Annotated in this window: 14 protein-coding genes and 1 pseudogene; 4 read left to right on the top strand and 11 right to left on the bottom strand. The window is 66.7% G+C overall.

Annotated elements, in window-relative coordinates:
* Positions 1–211 precede the first annotated feature (211 nt).
* The gene (locus LR394_RS40550; protein ID WP_231450050.1) at positions 212–400 is read right to left on the bottom strand and encodes a hypothetical protein; all 189 of its coding nucleotides are present in this window, start codon (positions 398–400) and stop codon (positions 212–214) included.
* Positions 401–1,795: 1,395 nt separating this feature from the next.
* Positions 1,796–2,269 carry a hypothetical protein gene (locus LR394_RS40545; RefSeq protein ID WP_231450049.1) on the bottom strand — a complete coding sequence of 158 codons (474 nt, stop codon included), beginning with the start codon at positions 2,267–2,269 and terminating at the stop codon, positions 1,796–1,798.
* A 364-nt stretch (positions 2,270–2,633) separates the two neighbouring features.
* On the opposite strand from LR394_RS40545, the gene LR394_RS40540 reads away from it, so the two are divergent.
* The 3 genes from LR394_RS40540 to LR394_RS40530 all read left to right on the top strand — a co-directional run bounded on the left by LR394_RS40540 (position 2,634) and on the right by LR394_RS40530 (position 4,235).
* A complete protein-coding gene (locus tag LR394_RS40540) occupies positions 2,634–3,551 on the top strand; it encodes a hypothetical protein (protein ID WP_231450048.1) in 918 nt (305 codons plus the stop codon).
* A 146-nt stretch (positions 3,552–3,697) separates the two neighbouring features.
* Positions 3,698–3,907, top strand: coding sequence for a hypothetical protein (locus tag LR394_RS40535; protein ID WP_231450047.1), 210 nt, complete (start codon positions 3,698–3,700; stop codon positions 3,905–3,907).
* Positions 3,908–3,911: 4 nt separating this feature from the next.
* Positions 3,912–4,235 carry a hypothetical protein gene (locus LR394_RS40530; protein WP_231450046.1) on the top strand — a complete coding sequence of 108 codons (324 nt, stop codon included), beginning with the start codon at positions 3,912–3,914 and terminating at the stop codon, positions 4,233–4,235.
* Between the two features lie 327 nt (positions 4,236–4,562).
* Here LR394_RS40530 and LR394_RS40525 read toward each other — a convergent pair whose 3' ends face one another.
* The 7 genes from LR394_RS40525 to LR394_RS40495 all read right to left on the bottom strand — a co-directional run bounded on the left by LR394_RS40525 (position 4,563) and on the right by LR394_RS40495 (position 12,564).
* A complete protein-coding gene (locus LR394_RS40525) occupies positions 4,563–4,724 on the bottom strand; it encodes a hypothetical protein (RefSeq protein ID WP_231450045.1) in 162 nt (53 codons plus the stop codon).
* Positions 4,725–4,862: 138 nt separating this feature from the next.
* Positions 4,863–5,666 carry a CHAP domain-containing protein gene (locus LR394_RS40520; RefSeq protein ID WP_231450044.1) on the bottom strand — a complete coding sequence of 268 codons (804 nt, stop codon included), beginning with the start codon at positions 5,664–5,666 and terminating at the stop codon, positions 4,863–4,865.
* Positions 5,663–5,833 (bottom strand): hypothetical protein, encoded by a 171-nt coding sequence (locus LR394_RS40515; RefSeq protein ID WP_231450043.1) that lies wholly within the window; start codon positions 5,831–5,833, stop codon positions 5,663–5,665. Before LR394_RS40515 ends, LR394_RS40520 begins: the two co-directional genes overlap by 4 nt.
* Before the next feature lie 462 nt (positions 5,834–6,295).
* Entirely contained in the window at positions 6,296–7,492 is a 1,197-nt protein-coding gene (locus LR394_RS40510) for a hypothetical protein (protein WP_231450042.1), read from the bottom strand.
* A 1,078-nt stretch (positions 7,493–8,570) separates the two neighbouring features.
* Entirely contained in the window at positions 8,571–9,812 is a 1,242-nt protein-coding gene (locus LR394_RS40505) for an IS110 family RNA-guided transposase (RefSeq protein ID WP_231450052.1), read from the bottom strand.
* Between the two features lie 242 nt (positions 9,813–10,054).
* On the bottom strand, positions 10,055–11,302 hold the full coding sequence (locus tag LR394_RS40500) for an IS110 family RNA-guided transposase (RefSeq protein ID WP_456238338.1): 1,248 nt from the start codon (positions 11,300–11,302) through the stop codon (positions 10,055–10,057).
* Between the two features lie 257 nt (positions 11,303–11,559).
* On the bottom strand, positions 11,560–12,564 hold the full coding sequence (locus tag LR394_RS40495; protein ID WP_231450041.1) for a hypothetical protein: 1,005 nt from the start codon (positions 12,562–12,564) through the stop codon (positions 11,560–11,562).
* Positions 12,565–12,656: 92 nt separating this feature from the next.
* On the opposite strand from LR394_RS40495, the pseudogene LR394_RS43945 reads away from it, so the two are divergent.
* Positions 12,657–12,992, top strand: a pseudogene (locus LR394_RS43945) (recombinase family protein); the annotation flags it as partial.
* Positions 12,993–13,027: 35 nt separating this feature from the next.
* Here LR394_RS43945 and LR394_RS40485 read toward each other — a convergent pair.
* Together LR394_RS40485 and LR394_RS40480 are read right to left on the bottom strand one after the other, a co-directional pair.
* A complete protein-coding gene (locus LR394_RS40485; protein ID WP_231450040.1) occupies positions 13,028–13,447 on the bottom strand; it encodes a hypothetical protein in 420 nt (139 codons plus the stop codon).
* 501 nt (positions 13,448–13,948) lie between these two features.
* A partial coding sequence (locus LR394_RS40480; protein ID WP_231450039.1) for a hypothetical protein occupies positions 13,949–14,129 on the bottom strand: 181 nt, incomplete at its 5' end.

The raw sequence follows: 14,129 nt of genomic DNA, 5'->3' as shown, positions 1-14,129 counted from the left end.
CTGATACCGATCGTTGTCGATCTGGTCGCATCTGCGGGCCAGCCAGCGACTCCACCAGTCAGATTTCTACCGGCTGACCTCGGCCGGGACAGGAATGGGCTCGGGGCAAAAACCAGTGTCTCCCCGGCCCGGGTGAGGGGCGGGGAGACACTGGGCTCGAGATCGGATGGTTAGGGATGGGGGGATTCAGATACTGAGCCCCACGGCGGCGTCAGGCGACGCTCGACAGGACGCTGCTCGTCACGGTTGCCAGGACCGTGATCGCGCCGGTCATCGACGTGAAGACGGCAGCCAGCGCCATCAGAGTGCTGGGTCCTCGCGGGATCGCCTTGGCGGTCAACCACATCAGACCGCCGGCCACGACCAGCAGGATCCCCAGCACCAGATAGGTGGGGGTCACGTTTCGTTCTCACCTCCGCTCCAGCTACAGCCGGGCTTGTGCGCATCCGGGAGCGCGTCGTCACCGCGGGGCCGAACGTGCGGAGGGTGGGCTGGCCGGCCCGTGCCCTCTTCGTCCCGTGTGCGGGAAGCTGAACTCCCATGACACAAGAGTACAGATCACGGAAGGCCCTAAGGGCAAGTCAGGCAGGTGCCTACCGCTCGCCCTGGATCTCCATTCATCGCCATTAAGCCCTCACATCGCGTCGGGGAACCAAAACCGACCGGGCAAACCCGACCGGCAGGCGGTGGATTGCCCGCTCCGGTGTGGTAAGGTCACCGACCCTTTGCCCGGGAGAATGGTTTTCAGGGCCCAGGGGGACCGGCAGGCCAGAGCAGGGACAGCCATCTGACCAGCACCGATCACCTTGAGTATCCAACCTTTACATTGCCTCATGCTCGCGGTTGGGTGATACCGGCGAACACCTTTGATAATTACCCTGGGCGACCGTTGAATAGGCGAGGCAATCGACCTTTGGCAATTGCTAAAGAAAGCAGCCGTCAGGGACATTCGAATGCCCCGCAGCCCCACTATCCATAAACCGATGAATTCGCCTCCCGTTCTTCGATATATTGCAGGGCCGAGTTCGGGGGAGTGCAGTGATGATGTACGAACTTCTTGCTTCGCTATTTCGTCCGCCATCGGCGCAGGTCAGGGCTGGCATCCTCCACGAAACGGAGACTCGATCGCTGTTCGCAAACTTGACTGTTACGGCCATAGGTCAGACGATGAAGACTGTCTCTAGCTCAGCCGGGCTCTAGGCGCATTTAACCCCCACTGGCCGGTGGGGGTTTGGTGCTTTGGCGACCCCCTAGCGCACCTTTAGCGGGCAGCTGCCTCGGGGCAATCATCTAAGCCACCCCATCTGAGCTGGGCCGATCGGGTGATTTTAGATTCGCCTGCTGACACTGCTACTCAAGTGCTACCCTCCGCGGTTCGCCGCTTTCGCCCGATTCGCAGCGCGTCTCATCGTGTTTCGCGTGTTTCGCTCCACAGCCGTCAGTCAACGGTCATGTGCGGACATCGGCATGGATGGCCGTGCGTAGCGGCCCACCCCTGGTCTGTTTCGGCGACCTCTCCCGGCCCGATGCAGCACCTCATCCGCGACCGGTCGTGCTGGCCCGCGACGGCTTGTACCCGCTCAGCCGGCCGAGCCGCAGTCCAACCGATGGATCAGCTTCTGGGCGCCTCCAGGTGGACAGGGCGACGGAGGCCTTCCCTGGCCGCTTCGCTGAAGACCTGCAGGAGCCGCCCCATTCGAAGGTCAAACAAGAACAAAGGGCTGCTAGTTGGGGCCAGTTAAGCCGGAAGGACGCCCCCTGGTGTGGGAGCGCCCCTCGGGGCGGAGCGTTGTGGTCAGGCTGCGCGTGCTTCGAGCCAGCGGGTGGCCTGCTCGTCGCTGAGCACGTAGTGGGCCTCGGCCGGGTAGCCGGCGCCGAGTTGGGGGCCCCACCAGAAGGTGAGCATCCAGCCCCGTCCGTCGTAGTGCTTGTTGATGTGGCGGGTCAGGGCAGAGAAGGCCCCCTTGAGGTTGGGCCGGGGTACGCCGGTCAGCTGCTCGAGCTGGGTGGTGGAGAAGTACTCGCCTGGCTTGGCGGCGAGCACGTCGAGGACCTTCCCGATCGTCACGCTGGTCGCGGTCGGGGTCTCGGCGAACCGGCGCAGGTCCTCGACGGGCCAGGTGACTTCCTCGGCCTCCGTGTCCTCGGCCTCCGCCTGCGCGCCGTCGGTGGGTGCCGAGTCGAGCTTGGCGATGAGCCCATACACGGCGGACAGGTACCGGCGGGGGACGTGGACGGGCACGAGCGCGTCGTTCTGATCGGCGGACATCTCTTCTCCTGCGATAGACGAGTGGACTGTCTCTTCTGTCTTCACTGTGCACTAGTAAGTGGGAGACATCAAGCACTTCGCTCGCCTGGAGTGCTCCTATCTGCGCTCTATTAGCGCTTCTGACTGCTCTGGAGTACGCATGGAGTGCTCTTGTCTGCTGCTCCAAGATGTGGGCTCAGCGCTTGAGCGGTTATCTACGGAGCGCTGCTGGAAACGTCGGCCATCTGCTGCACGGTGTGCTTGTGCTCACCGGCGCCGTACAGCGTCCGGGGCTTGTTGGCATGGTCGCGGGCGAGAGGAGGGCCCGGCCGCTCTTGCGGTCCCCTCGGACCAGGGCTTTTCTGGCCAATGTCACCATTTGTGCATGGGTGATGAGCGTTCGGGTTCAGGGGCTGGTCGTTCGGCGGCGGGGTTCGTGCTGGCGCACGCCGGCGTGCGCCAGCGGACGCTGGATGAGGCGATGTTCGACCCGCGTCACGCTCGGGCCCGGTTCACCCGGTTCCGGCTGCAGCTGTTCACCGGGCCGGGCCTTCGGCCGGTGGCGGTTGTCACGCAGGCGGTCGGGGAGGGGCTGTCACTGACCAACGGCGCGGAGCGTTTCGCCGAGGCGGTGTGGTCCCGGTTCTTCGCCGATGATCCGCAGCCGCCGCTGTGGATCCAGATTCTGCTCATGGGCGAGGGCTCCCGGACCCGGTTCACCCCGGTGCAGTTCACCGTGGCCGGAGCGCATCAGCTGGCCAGCCCGCCGCGGTGGTGTCAGTCCTTGTCGAGCGAGCAGCTGGCGCAGCTGGTGGGCGGTCCGGTCGAGACCGGCCGCGGCCCGTACACGCTCCCGCAACGGCCGGCCGAACCGGTCGCGGTCCTGGAGCCGGCCTGGGTGCTGGCTCTTCCACGCCCTGACTCCGACGCCGATCGCGCCTGCAACTCCCGCACTGTCTCCACGCGCCAGGCGCTGCTGCGCCAGGTGTGGCCCCGGCGCGGACCCGGAGCATGCACGCGCCCGGCAACGTGCTGGTACCACGGCGGGGACTGGCACCTCGTCTCCGGCACGGCCCTGCGGCTGCTGGCCGCAGCCCGGGCTGAGAACATCGCGCGCGAGGACATCCTGCACGTCGTCCTGGAACGTGGCCGAGAGCTCGTGACCGGATGGGAGATGGAAGCGCTGGAGTCCCTGCTCATCGAGCCCATCCACCCCCAGCGCGAAGACGGCACGTTCGTCAACGGTCGCCACCGCACCCGCGTGATGCTGGAGACCGGAGTACGCCGCACCCTCATCGAGTAGCTCCGCATGCCACCGGCATCACCTCAACCGAGCTAAACCGGCCGGAGGCTAGAAGGAGCCTTCGCTAGGGCTTCCCTCTCCCGTGGGCCCGGCAACCTGGCCTCGACCGTGGGACACTGGCCCCTCTCAGGAGAAGGGAAGCGCCGATGCCGCAGCAGTGGAAGGGCCACACGTTCTACAGCCCGGCCGAGTTGGCCGAGCTCGCCCCCGAGGAACGGGAGGCCGTGCTGGCCGAGCACCGCGCGAACCCGGTCCAGGCCGAGGAGCTGTCTCCTGCGTACCGGGAAGCCAGTCTGGCCCGGGCCCGGGCCCGGCTGGTCGAGGAACTGACCGGCGAGCACCGCGAGGCGTCCTGAAACTGTGGCCCGCTACCTGGTCTACCCGCACCGCGACTTCTACAACGACCTGTACCGCCAGCTCGACGCGCAACCCGGGCGCCTGCCCAGCCGGGACGAGTTCCTCGAACGTGACCTGTACGCCCTGGGCATGCACGTCGCCGACGTGTGGGACCAGGCCACGGAGATCATCCCGGGCCGCGCCGATTACCGCCTGATTGAGTACACCGACATCACCGGTGCCCGCTACGCCGTGACCGTCTGGTGGAACCGGGTCGGCCGTGTCCTGGTGATGCGGCGCGTCGAGATCACCCCGATGCCACAGGAGCCCGACGACGAAGACTGGTAACGACGGGCTTTACGGCTCCGAGTTCCGGCCAGCTCGCTCATCGCATCTGTGATCAGCCTGGCCACGTGGTCGTTGTCCAGCCGGTGAAGCCTCATGCGGTCGAGCCCGACGCAACCTGTTGCCGCCTGTTCCGAGCCAGTTAGGACTTTCCGTTGCACCAGCCTTCGGGCCTGCAAGTAGCCCTGCTATCGGCTCAGATAGCAGGGCTACTTTTTGTGCGCGGTCCCTGGCCGGCGCTCAGTCGGTGATGATGGTGATGCCCGGTTCTGGCATCGCCCGTCCGCCTCTCAGCTCACCCGGGCGGGCCGGCCGCCCGTCGGGGCATGCCTATAGGAAGGTCGCCACCGCGCTCAGCAGGCCCGCGGTGGCGGTCAGGACCGCAGCGATGGCCAGGACTGTGCGGGCATCCCGGGCTACGGCCCGGTGTAACAGCCAGAAAACCGCAGCCAGGATGGCGACGACCAGGGCAAGGCTCGAACGACTGGGCATGACCATGACGTGTCCTGTTCTGTGTCGCTGAAGTTCGTGAGAAGGCGGGGCGATTGCTGCGGAACGGGGCCTGGGCCCGCCCTGATGATGACTTCAGGGCGGGCCCAGGCAGGGGGATCCGATGGAGAGCAGGGGATCTCAGAGTTCGCGGCGGTTGAGGGTCGATTGCAGAGCCTTCGTTGTTGCCGGCCCCCACACAATGTCCACCTGGGCACCCACATTGCGCTGCAGTGCCCGGACGGTCTGCCGGCCGATCTGGCCGTCGACCGCCACCGGTGGGTTGGTGTGGTTCAACCGCGCTTGCAGAGCCCGCTTGCTCGCGGGCCCGAACCTGCCGTCCACGGTCAGGACCGGGCGGCCACCGGTGCGGTTGAGTGACTGCTGCAGTCGGGCGATCGTGGCCGGCCCCAGGTCGCCGTCGACAGCAAGCCGACCGGCTGCCGGGGTTGCCGGGGTTGGGGGGATAGTCACCGGTGGTGTGCTCCCGTCGTAGTTGGGGTATCCGTACCCGGCGATGTAGGACCGGCGGATCTTCCGCATGACCCGGCCCCCGGTCCGGCTGCCCTGGGCATCGGTGTTGCCCTCGATCGTGACGATGGACCCGTCCGATCGAACGGCCTCGACCAGCCCGACGTGGCTGATCCGGCCCATCCCGGGCCAGCGGAAGTACACCACCGCCCCGACCCGCGGAGTGCTTCCCCACCGGCCGCGGGCCTGGAACCAGGCCGCGCCGCTGGGGGTGTAGGCGTGCTTCGGGATGACCGCCGTGGCTCCCGCGACGGCTGCCACCCAGGACACGAATACCGCGCACCAGGCGTAGGAAGACCCGTAAATGTGTCGGCCGTAGTACCAGTCGTTGAACTTGACCTCGTTCGCTCGAGGCCCTTCAACAATCCCCAACTGCGACCGGGCCACGGAAAGGACCTGGTTCGGTGAGCTCATCGCGCACCTCCCGTCATACCCTGAACAGAATGACCCGCAGCGTCCCACTGCGAGTCCTGGCTGATGTCGTCCTCTTCTGCGGAGGACCACGACGAGGTTTCTTCCACGAGATCGTCGAGGTCGGTCCGCTCGACACCGACCTCACGGTTTTCCAGGCTGGCAGACATGCTGCGCCTCCTTCATGAATGGGATTGATTGATCCGCTCCTGCAGCGTGGTTTCTCAATGCCGCGGCGGTCACATCAGTGAATCAATTCCCGCCATGAAGAAAGGCTTATCCGGGAACTCCGGGGACGCCCGGAGTTCCCGCCCCGCGCCCGGAGGGTCCTGCTGTCAGCAGGCTCTGGCCTAGCTGCGGCCAGTCCGCCCAGCGCAGACGGCCCGTCCTGAACTCACCCGGGGGTCGTTCAACCGCATCGCTGCGATAGGCGGGCGTAGCCTCTGCCATCACCACCAGCATCTGGCTCTGCGGGAGATACGGGGGGTACGCAAACAGGGTTCCCGCACCTCCCGGACCTGTGATTGCCTGCTCCGGGAGCAGCATCCACCGGTCGCCCCGTCTCTTCAGGGGACCTGCCCGGGGAGGCTTCTGGTGCTGACAACGACGCTAGAAACCCCAGCTAGCGTGCTCTATGGGGTGACCTCGACGTCGTCCACCGTCCAACTGCACGTTTGTTCACGTGGTCCGCCACCCAGCGTGAGCCCCACGGAGCCTGGATTGGTGACGAGGTCGTCGTGAACGTCGATGGGCCAGGTCTCGGGTTCGGGGTCTTCTCGGCGCCAGACCTTGGCTTTAATGCTGGTGTCATGGACATCCAGCTTCGCCTTGTACCAGACACCAGAGTCGATTGAGAACTGCCGAGTTTTGCTGGAGTACTCTGGCCGGTAATCCCGGAAACCTTGAATGAAGAACTGGCCGGGCTGGAGGAAGAGGGCATAACCGCGCGCTACGTCGATCGCGTTATCGGCCCTAACGAAAATTTGAGGGAAACAGTCGAACTCTTTTTTGAAGATGAATGACAAAGTGATGGCTGCGTTCATCCGGGGTGATATATCCAGTCGCCTCGAGATGCGGTTGCCGGCATTGTCGGGCGCATCGGATGTCGTCAGAATGCCGACTCCTTGATCGACCTGGGCGCCGAACCCAGTGCCCGCGCCCGGGTCCCTGCCCCGGGTCCAGGGGGCAGGCCAGTCGGACGCATCATCTGTGTCGAACCTTGCTGCCAGGAAGTGCCCTGTAGCGTCCGACTGAGCGGACAGGGAGCGATGCGTGGTCGGTAAGACCGGGGTCGGGTAGGAGTACGTCATGATGAAGGAAAGGCAAAGGAGCATCCCCAGGACGGTTCCTGCCCGATGGGTCCAGCGCCCCGGATGCCGACGATCCCGGTTCACCGGCACCGTTCGCGGGTGGGCCATGGACGGTGATGCTGTCGTGACGCCAGGAGCGCTGCTGCCCGGGGATGTGTCGCCGATGTGCTGCGGAGTGGGGCTGTTCCGGCGGGATTTTCTGCGCGAGGCCCTGGCTTGGTCGACCAACTCTTTCAGGTGTGCCAAGTCCTCGTGGGTGGGGACAGGATCCCCGGCCCACTGTGCCCACACCCGAACGAGAGCCCATAGGGGCTCGTAATCATCCGGAACGGTCTCAGGATGATCCCTCAGCCAATCACCGATGCGCTGGTCACGTACCGGGACTTTGAGCTTGGCGCAGGCCTTGGAAGCCTGCGTACGCGAGTAGCGCTCACCCGAGGCCAGCAGCCCTGCCTTGGCGCGCGCCTCACAGTCGCGAAGGTACTCACGCAGCCGGGCCCGCGCATACTCATCACTCATACACCGGCCCCCACCGACATCCTTCCTGGCTGAAGCCTCACGCCTCGGCCAGACTCCTGACTCACAAATCATGAGCGTTACTGACCGGTTAAAAACGGTGTTCACGCAATGACTGTGGACACCGGCACCCGCCCCGGTCATCGGCGACCTAGAACTGGACGAAGTGCCTCGCTACGGGCTGAGCGACGTGGCCACCAGTGAAAAGGTCACGGCCGCGTGGCCGGCCTATGGTCGCCGCCACCCAGCACGTTTCGGCGCCGGACCTGCGCGAGCCAAAACCGACAACCCGTTTCAGAACCCCTCCTGGCGCCCCGGACCAGGCGCTTTACCGACTCAGCCGGGCGATCGGGAATCTGGTGGTGACTGCGATCGCTGCTCTAGAGGCTGGGCCCGCCACGACCTCGGGACGGCGGTGGCGTCCCGCGCTTCCTGGAACGCTGCGGATCCTGATCCTGGTCGTAGGCACCGTCGAGCCGCTGGGCCCTGGTGACCTTCTTCGCAGCTTTCTTGGGCTTTTGGGCCGGGGCCTTATTCGCCTGTTGCTCGGTCTGCGCCCCGCCCCGGTGTGCTGCCGTGCTGGCGGCTGCTGTGTTGGCAGCAGGCTTGGTGACCGGCTCACCAGTCGGCGTGGGGGCCAGTCTGGCGGTGGGATTGCTGGCCGGTTTGTGCGTGGGCTTGGTGCGGGCCAGTGCTTCGGGGCTGGTGGTGTCCTGCTGGGCGTCTGTGAGGCGGGCCTCGGTGCGGGTACGGGGCCGCGACTGATCGAGCTGATCAGGGGTGTTTCTGCGCTGGGGGCGCTGCCGGGTCCCACCCGGTTCAGGCGCGTGCTGGCTGGGCGCGCCAGTCGACGGGCTCGTGCGGGGCCGCTGGGCGGAGGTGAGATCGGGCCGGTCGTAGGCCAGCTGTAGACGCTCCTGCGCCGAGGGCGACTTGGCCTTCGTGCCGGCCTGGCCGGTGGTTGACGGCTGGGTGTTGGGTGCGCTGGTGTGCGGGGTGCGCTGGCGGTTGGCATTGCGGGTGACGTGGCGGTCGTCGTCTTCGCGGGCGCGGCGCTCGGGGGGGTGTCTCTATGGTCTCGTCAAGCGGCAGCGGTAGCTGCTGCAGGCCGGGCCGTAGGCCGGGGCTGGTAGGGCTTGCGGTCGCGGATCATGGCGAAGATGACGTCGGTGCGGCGCCGGGCCAGGCAGATCAGGGCGGCGTTGTGACGCTTGCCCTCGGCTCTCTTGCGGTCGTAGTAGGCCCGGCTGTCGGGGTCGGCGAGACTGGCGAATGCCGACAAGAACAGAGCGTTCTTCAAGGCGTGGTTGCCGCCCCGGGAGGGAGACTCCCCGCGGATCGAGGTCCCGGATCGGCGGGTGACAGGGGCCAGGCCGGCGTAGGCAGCCAGGTGCCCGGCGGTCGGGAACGAGGAGCCGTCACCGATGATGGTGAGGATCTTGGTGCAGGTCCTGACGCCGATGCCGGGCATCGAGGTCAGGACCGAGGCAAGAGGGTGGGCCTCCAGGCGGGCCTCGAGGTCAGCGGCCAACTCGGCGCGCTGGGCGCGGATGTCCCGCAGTTGCGCGGCGACTCCGGCGATCACGCGCCCGAACTCGGCGGTGGCGGGGATCGTCAGGGTCTGCGCGGCCAGCGCGGTGGTGATCTGCGCGGGCAGGGTCTTGGCCACCCGCGGCGATCCGCCCTCGGCGATGAGAGTGCTCATCGCCGAGGGGCTGAGGCTGCGCAGAGCGTCGGGGGTGGGTGCCTGGGCCAGCAGGGCGATCACGCCGGGACGGTCAATGTTCTTGCCCAGCAGGCGTTCCAGCGCCGGATGGACATGCAGCAACGCGTCGCGCAGCCGGTTGGTCAGGCGGGTGGACTGGGCTGCGAGGTCGTCGTCGTAGCCGGCCAGGACCGACAGACCGGCGAGGGTCTCGTCGTCGGTGCCGACCCGGCGCAAGGTGTGAGGCATGGTGCGGGCGGCGTCGGCGATCACGTAGGCATCACGGGCATCGGTCTTCGCGTTGCCGGGATGCAGGTCAGCGATGCGGCGCATGGCCAGGCCCGGCAGATAGGCCACATCAATACCGAGCAGACGGGCCACCGCAATCACCAGGGCCCCGATCGAGGCCGGCTGGTCCACGATGACCAGGACCCGGCCACGGGCCTGCAACCCGGTCAGGACCGCCACCACGTCAGCCTGCTCGTTGGGCAGAGCCTTGTCATGCAGACGGCGCCCGGACGCATCCAGCGCACAGGCGTGATGCTCGGACTTACCCACGTCGACGCCGCAGTACACGTCGTAGCCGCTGGCCGGGCCGGGCCCGGTGTTCTTGTTGATTTCCGACAAAGTCGTCCCCCGTGCTCGTCCCCCAAGCAGGCCGCCCTGGCACCCGTGCCGGCAGCCACGTTACGGCAGACCTCACGTTCGGGTCGGGTCTCTATCAGCGGTCATCTGGCGCCTCCGGTCCCGGTGACAACACCCCCCGGATCATCAATGACAGGGGAAGTAAGTCATGCCGGCCCCAGTGGCCTGCAACCCCGTTTGGGGCTGATCAAGAAGACCTCCGATGTTCCTAGGGGTCAAGCCAAGACTTGCTGTTCGACGGGAATCGGCATGGGAAATGCGCGGTCCTGGTTGAAGACTTGCTGGTGCTGAAGGCAGTAGTGCAGTTGGCCGAGCAGGCGATTGAAGAGGTTGCGTAGGGCTGCTGAGTGCCGATCTCCATGATCACGGCGGCGTCGGTAGTGGACCTTCGCTCGTTCGCAGTGGGTTGAGGCGTTGAAGGCCCAGATCCATCCGGCCGCTGCCAGCCGGTCGTTCTTGACCCGCCGGTAAGTGACGGAGGTGGATCGCCCGGACGCTCTGGTCACTGGCGCAGAACCGGCGTAAGCCTTCAGGCCTCGGGCATCAACGAAGCGGGATCTGTCGTCGCCAATCTCAGCGAGGACTCGCGCGCCGGAGGAGTCTGCCAGCCCGGGGAAACTCGTGATGATGGCATAGTCCGGGTGGCCGCGAAATGCCTCTGCTGCAGCGTCTCCCAAGGTCTGAGCGCTGGCGCAGGCGGCGTTCAAGGCTGCCAGGAGCGCCAGGGCTTGCTGGCCGAAGGCGTCCTCGACGAGAGGAAGTTGGCGCAGGCGCGGCTGGCGCAGCTTGGCGTGAATGTCTGCGGCGGCTTGCTCGATGCCTCGGCTGCGCCCAGCGCGCTTGAGAGCGGTCGCGATGCGGGTCTTGGTCAGTTTCGTGGCCGCGGCTGGCGTCGGGGCGATGGCCAGGACAGCACGTGCCTCGGCAGTGGCGAGGTTCGTGACGGTGTTGGCGGCGAAGGACTCCAGGAAGGCTGGGTAGTACTCGCGCAGCACGGAGCGCAGTTCGTTGCTGGCGCGGGTGCGGCGCCAGATGGCGTCCTGGTGGGCGCGGGCGAGAACCGAGATGCTCTGGGCGAGTTCGCTGTCTGCTGGCAGGCGGCGGTGGACGTGGGCATCGACGCGAAGGATGTTGGCCAGCGTCATGGCATCCGCATGGTCGGACTTCGCCCGAGCAACTGAATGACGTTCTCGGTAGCGGGCCACGGCCATCGGATTGATCGCAAAGACCGGTCGGTGGCCGCCGGCCCTCAGGGCGGCCACGAGCAGGCCACGCGACGTTTCGATGGCTACCGGGATCGGTTCCTGATCGGTATCGCCGAGATCGGCCAGAAGCGTCAGCAGTTCGGTGAAGCCTTCGACGTCCTCGGTGATGCGCTTCTTGGCTCGCAGGACGCCGTCGGTATCCACAATCGCAACGTCATGGTGGCCTTCGGCCCAGTCGATCCCGCAGAACATTGGCATCAGATCATCCCCCAGTTGCTTGGCATCGTTGCAGGTCACGGACCCGTTGAGAACGTGCAGCGCCCTAATGACGAGGCTCGAGGCCTTCCCTCCGATGAGCTGTTCACGATCCCAGCGACCGCCACGATGACCAGTCTTCGCTTCAGAGCTCGAAGCTCTCGTGAACTGAGATCAGTACCGTGACAGCGGGCTCGAACCACGACCAAGACTCTTCAGGGATCCGTACCAAGGCATCGAGGCGACACGCTGCTTCAGGATCAACTCATCCGCTCCTGGGAACGGTCCAGCCGGACCAGGGCGCCGATCTTTTTCAGGGCCTCGCTGGGCCGGGTAACGGGAAGGCGTCGTCGGGCCCGGCCGGACCGTTCACCTCTCATTAGGTAACGGGGGCAACTGCTCGCGCAGGCGCAGCTCGGCCCGTAGCTGGTCGGCGTGCTCGGCGAGTTGTTCGCGCAGCTCGACGTCGGCGTCGGGGCGGTTCTCTGCCTGGGGGCGGGGCTCGGGGGCGGGGTTGCTGCTGGTGGCCGGCGGGGGTGTGCGGGGGTGGAGCTGGCGAGCGTGGGTGTCGCTGGCCCGGGTGGCGTCCAGGATTTCGGTGTCGGTGAGGGCGCCGTGGGGCGTTCCTGCCATGCGCCGGCGGTGGTGAGGCGGTGGGCGATCTGCTGGCGGGCGTGCTCGGCGGCGCGGGTCTGCTCGCGGGCGGTCAGGGCCGCGGGTGCGGTTTCCTGGACCCGGGCCTGGGTCGCGGCAGCGGTCTGGTTGGCTTGTTCGGCCTGGTCAAGGGTCTGGCGGGCGTGGGCTTCGAGTTCGGCCAGGCGTGCATCGTCCACGCCGCCGTTCCCGTCAGCACCCTGGGGGCTGGGAGGGTTCTGGCGGGCGGTGGCGAGGCGGTTGGCGGCGTCTTCGGCGGCTTGGTCGGCGGCTTTCTGGTGGGCGGTGGCCACGTGGTGCGCGGCGATCGCGGCGGCGGCTTCGGCGGCGGCGACCTGTCCGGCGTTGCCTTGGCCGATGATCAGATCGAGGTGTTCGCCGTCGAGTTCGGCCAGCTGCGGGGTGGTCTTGACCCAGCGCCAGGCATCCAGCGCGCGGCGGGCGGTGGTCCAGTCGCGGGCCTGGACGGGTTCGCTCGGGGGTTCGCCGATGGCAGTGTTCTCGTGGCCGTGGTCCCACAGGGTTCGGTAGGTGGCCACGGCGGTGACGGCGTTGGCCCAGGCCTGCCGGGTGGGATCGCCGGGTGCGGGCGGGGCGCCGATGGCGTCCATCCAGGTCGCGTCGGCGGTGCGGGCCAGGGTCAGGGCCTGCCGGTAGGCCTCGGAGGAGTCGGGGTTCTGTTGCGCGGCTCGCCAGAGGCGCCCTCGGAGTCAGTGAGGACCGGATCTACCTCGACCACGGCCTGACCGGAACCAATCGCGCCCGACCCGGCCTGGACCAGGCCCTGGCGGCGGTCCGCACCGGCGACACCCTGGTCGTCCCGAAACTCGACCGCCTGGCCCGCTCGGTCCCCGACGCCCGCTAGATCGGCGACACCCTCACTGCCCGCGGCATCCGCCTGTCGCTAGGCGGCACGATCTACGACCCGACCGACCCGATGGGCAAGATGTTCTTCAACATCCTGGCCACCTTCGCCGAGTTCGAGGTCGACCTGCTGCGGATGCGCACCCGCGAAGGCATGGCCGTGGCCCGAACGAGGACGGCCCACGTTCCGGGGTCGATGTCCGACGGGCATCAGCACCCGTACTGGACGATCTTCACCCAAAAAGAGCCCGAAGTCTGATGTTTGCCGGGACCCCAGTCTCCCGAGGTTAGCCGTTTCCAGTTGCTGTCATTCCAGCCCGGCAGGGCGCTCTTGGTGTTGGTGTACACCTGTGCGTGGCAGCTACCGCCGAGGTAGATGCCGTACACGCCGCCGTTTGCGATCTTGTTGGCAGGCACTACGACGTCGTAGTTGTACGACTTTGGCCAGCCAGCCTGAGTAACACCCAGCTGCAGGGACGAGGCGTTGAAGACACCGTATACGGGCGTCGCGGCCGAGGCGCTGCTGGCGACACCGACGCTGGCGACGAGCATCGCAACGAGGCAGAGGATCACGGAAGGCAAGAGGCGCAAACGGGCTTTGATGGCGAACGAATCGGTCAGGGAACGCATGCAGGCTCCAAGCGTAAGTGAACCGTCGGGGAGGCTAGCCCTTACTAGCGACCTCCCGGCACGTTACCAAAGGTACATAACGCCCAATAGCCCCAATCTTCGTGAGGGCAAACAGGCGCTGAGGGCTACAAGGGGCTTCGTGCTGAATAACACTAGTTGTGAAAACGTGCAGTAATTGTCCGGTCGGGTGTAGTAGGTGCCGCTGCGTCAGACCTGCAGGAGCGTCATCGACTGGGATGCAACATGACGTTCGACCCGACGATATCATCGTGACGGGTACCCACGAAGGCCTGGCTGCCGCCCGGGACCGCGGCCGCATCGGCGGGACGCCCCACTGCCATCACGCCCGAGCTCTTCCCCAGCATCCGCGGGTGTTCCGGTAAACGGGCGATTACCGGAACACCCGCCCTACGCTGACGCCTGACACTTCGACCCGGATCACGCGGCATCACCTAGGGCCGACGCTCCGCGACGAGCAGCCGACCACTCCCGCTTCCCATGTCAGTCGGTCGTGTTCGAGAACGCGTTCCCCTCAGCCGGACCGGTGGTCACGCTCGACCTGACCGCGTCGGTGGGGATGTCCTGCGGTACCGCCGTGCCCTGCTCAGCCAGCTCAGTCGTGTTCCGCGGCTGCTCGGCCGCCTGCGGGGCCTCTATCGTCACCTGCTCGCCGGTCGGGGCG

It is taken from the genome of Kineosporia babensis, assembly GCF_021129305.1.
GTDB lineage: Bacteria > Actinomycetota > Actinomycetes > Actinomycetales > Kineosporiaceae > Kineosporia > Kineosporia babensis.
This window is presented reverse-complemented; position numbering and strand designations above follow the sequence as displayed.

Coding starts and splice junctions, on each gene's coding strand:
- LR394_RS40545 (WP_231450049.1), bottom strand. CDS start 2,269: ATGTCCGCCGATCAGAACGACGCGCTCGTGCCCGTCCACGTCCCCCGC.
- LR394_RS40540 (WP_231450048.1), top strand. CDS start 2,634: ATGGGTGATGAGCGTTCGGGTTCAGGGGCTGGTCGTTCGGCGGCGGGG.
- LR394_RS40535 (WP_231450047.1), top strand. CDS start 3,698: ATGCCGCAGCAGTGGAAGGGCCACACGTTCTACAGCCCGGCCGAGTTG.
- LR394_RS40525 (WP_231450045.1), bottom strand. CDS start 4,724: ATGCCCAGTCGTTCGAGCCTTGCCCTGGTCGTCGCCATCCTGGCTGCG.
- LR394_RS40520 (WP_231450044.1), bottom strand. CDS start 5,666: ATGAGCTCACCGAACCAGGTCCTTTCCGTGGCCCGGTCGCAGTTGGGG.
- LR394_RS40515 (WP_231450043.1), bottom strand. CDS start 5,833: ATGTCTGCCAGCCTGGAAAACCGTGAGGTCGGTGTCGAGCGGACCGAC.
- LR394_RS40510 (WP_231450042.1), bottom strand. CDS start 7,492: ATGAGTGATGAGTATGCGCGGGCCCGGCTGCGTGAGTACCTTCGCGAC.
- LR394_RS40500 (WP_456238338.1), bottom strand. CDS start 11,302: ATGCCAATGTTCTGCGGGATCGACTGGGCCGAAGGCCACCATGACGTT.
- LR394_RS40495 (WP_231450041.1), bottom strand. CDS start 12,564: ATGGACGCCATCGGCGCCCCGCCCGCACCCGGCGATCCCACCCGGCAG.
- LR394_RS40485 (WP_231450040.1), bottom strand. CDS start 13,447: ATGCGTTCCCTGACCGATTCGTTCGCCATCAAAGCCCGTTTGCGCCTC.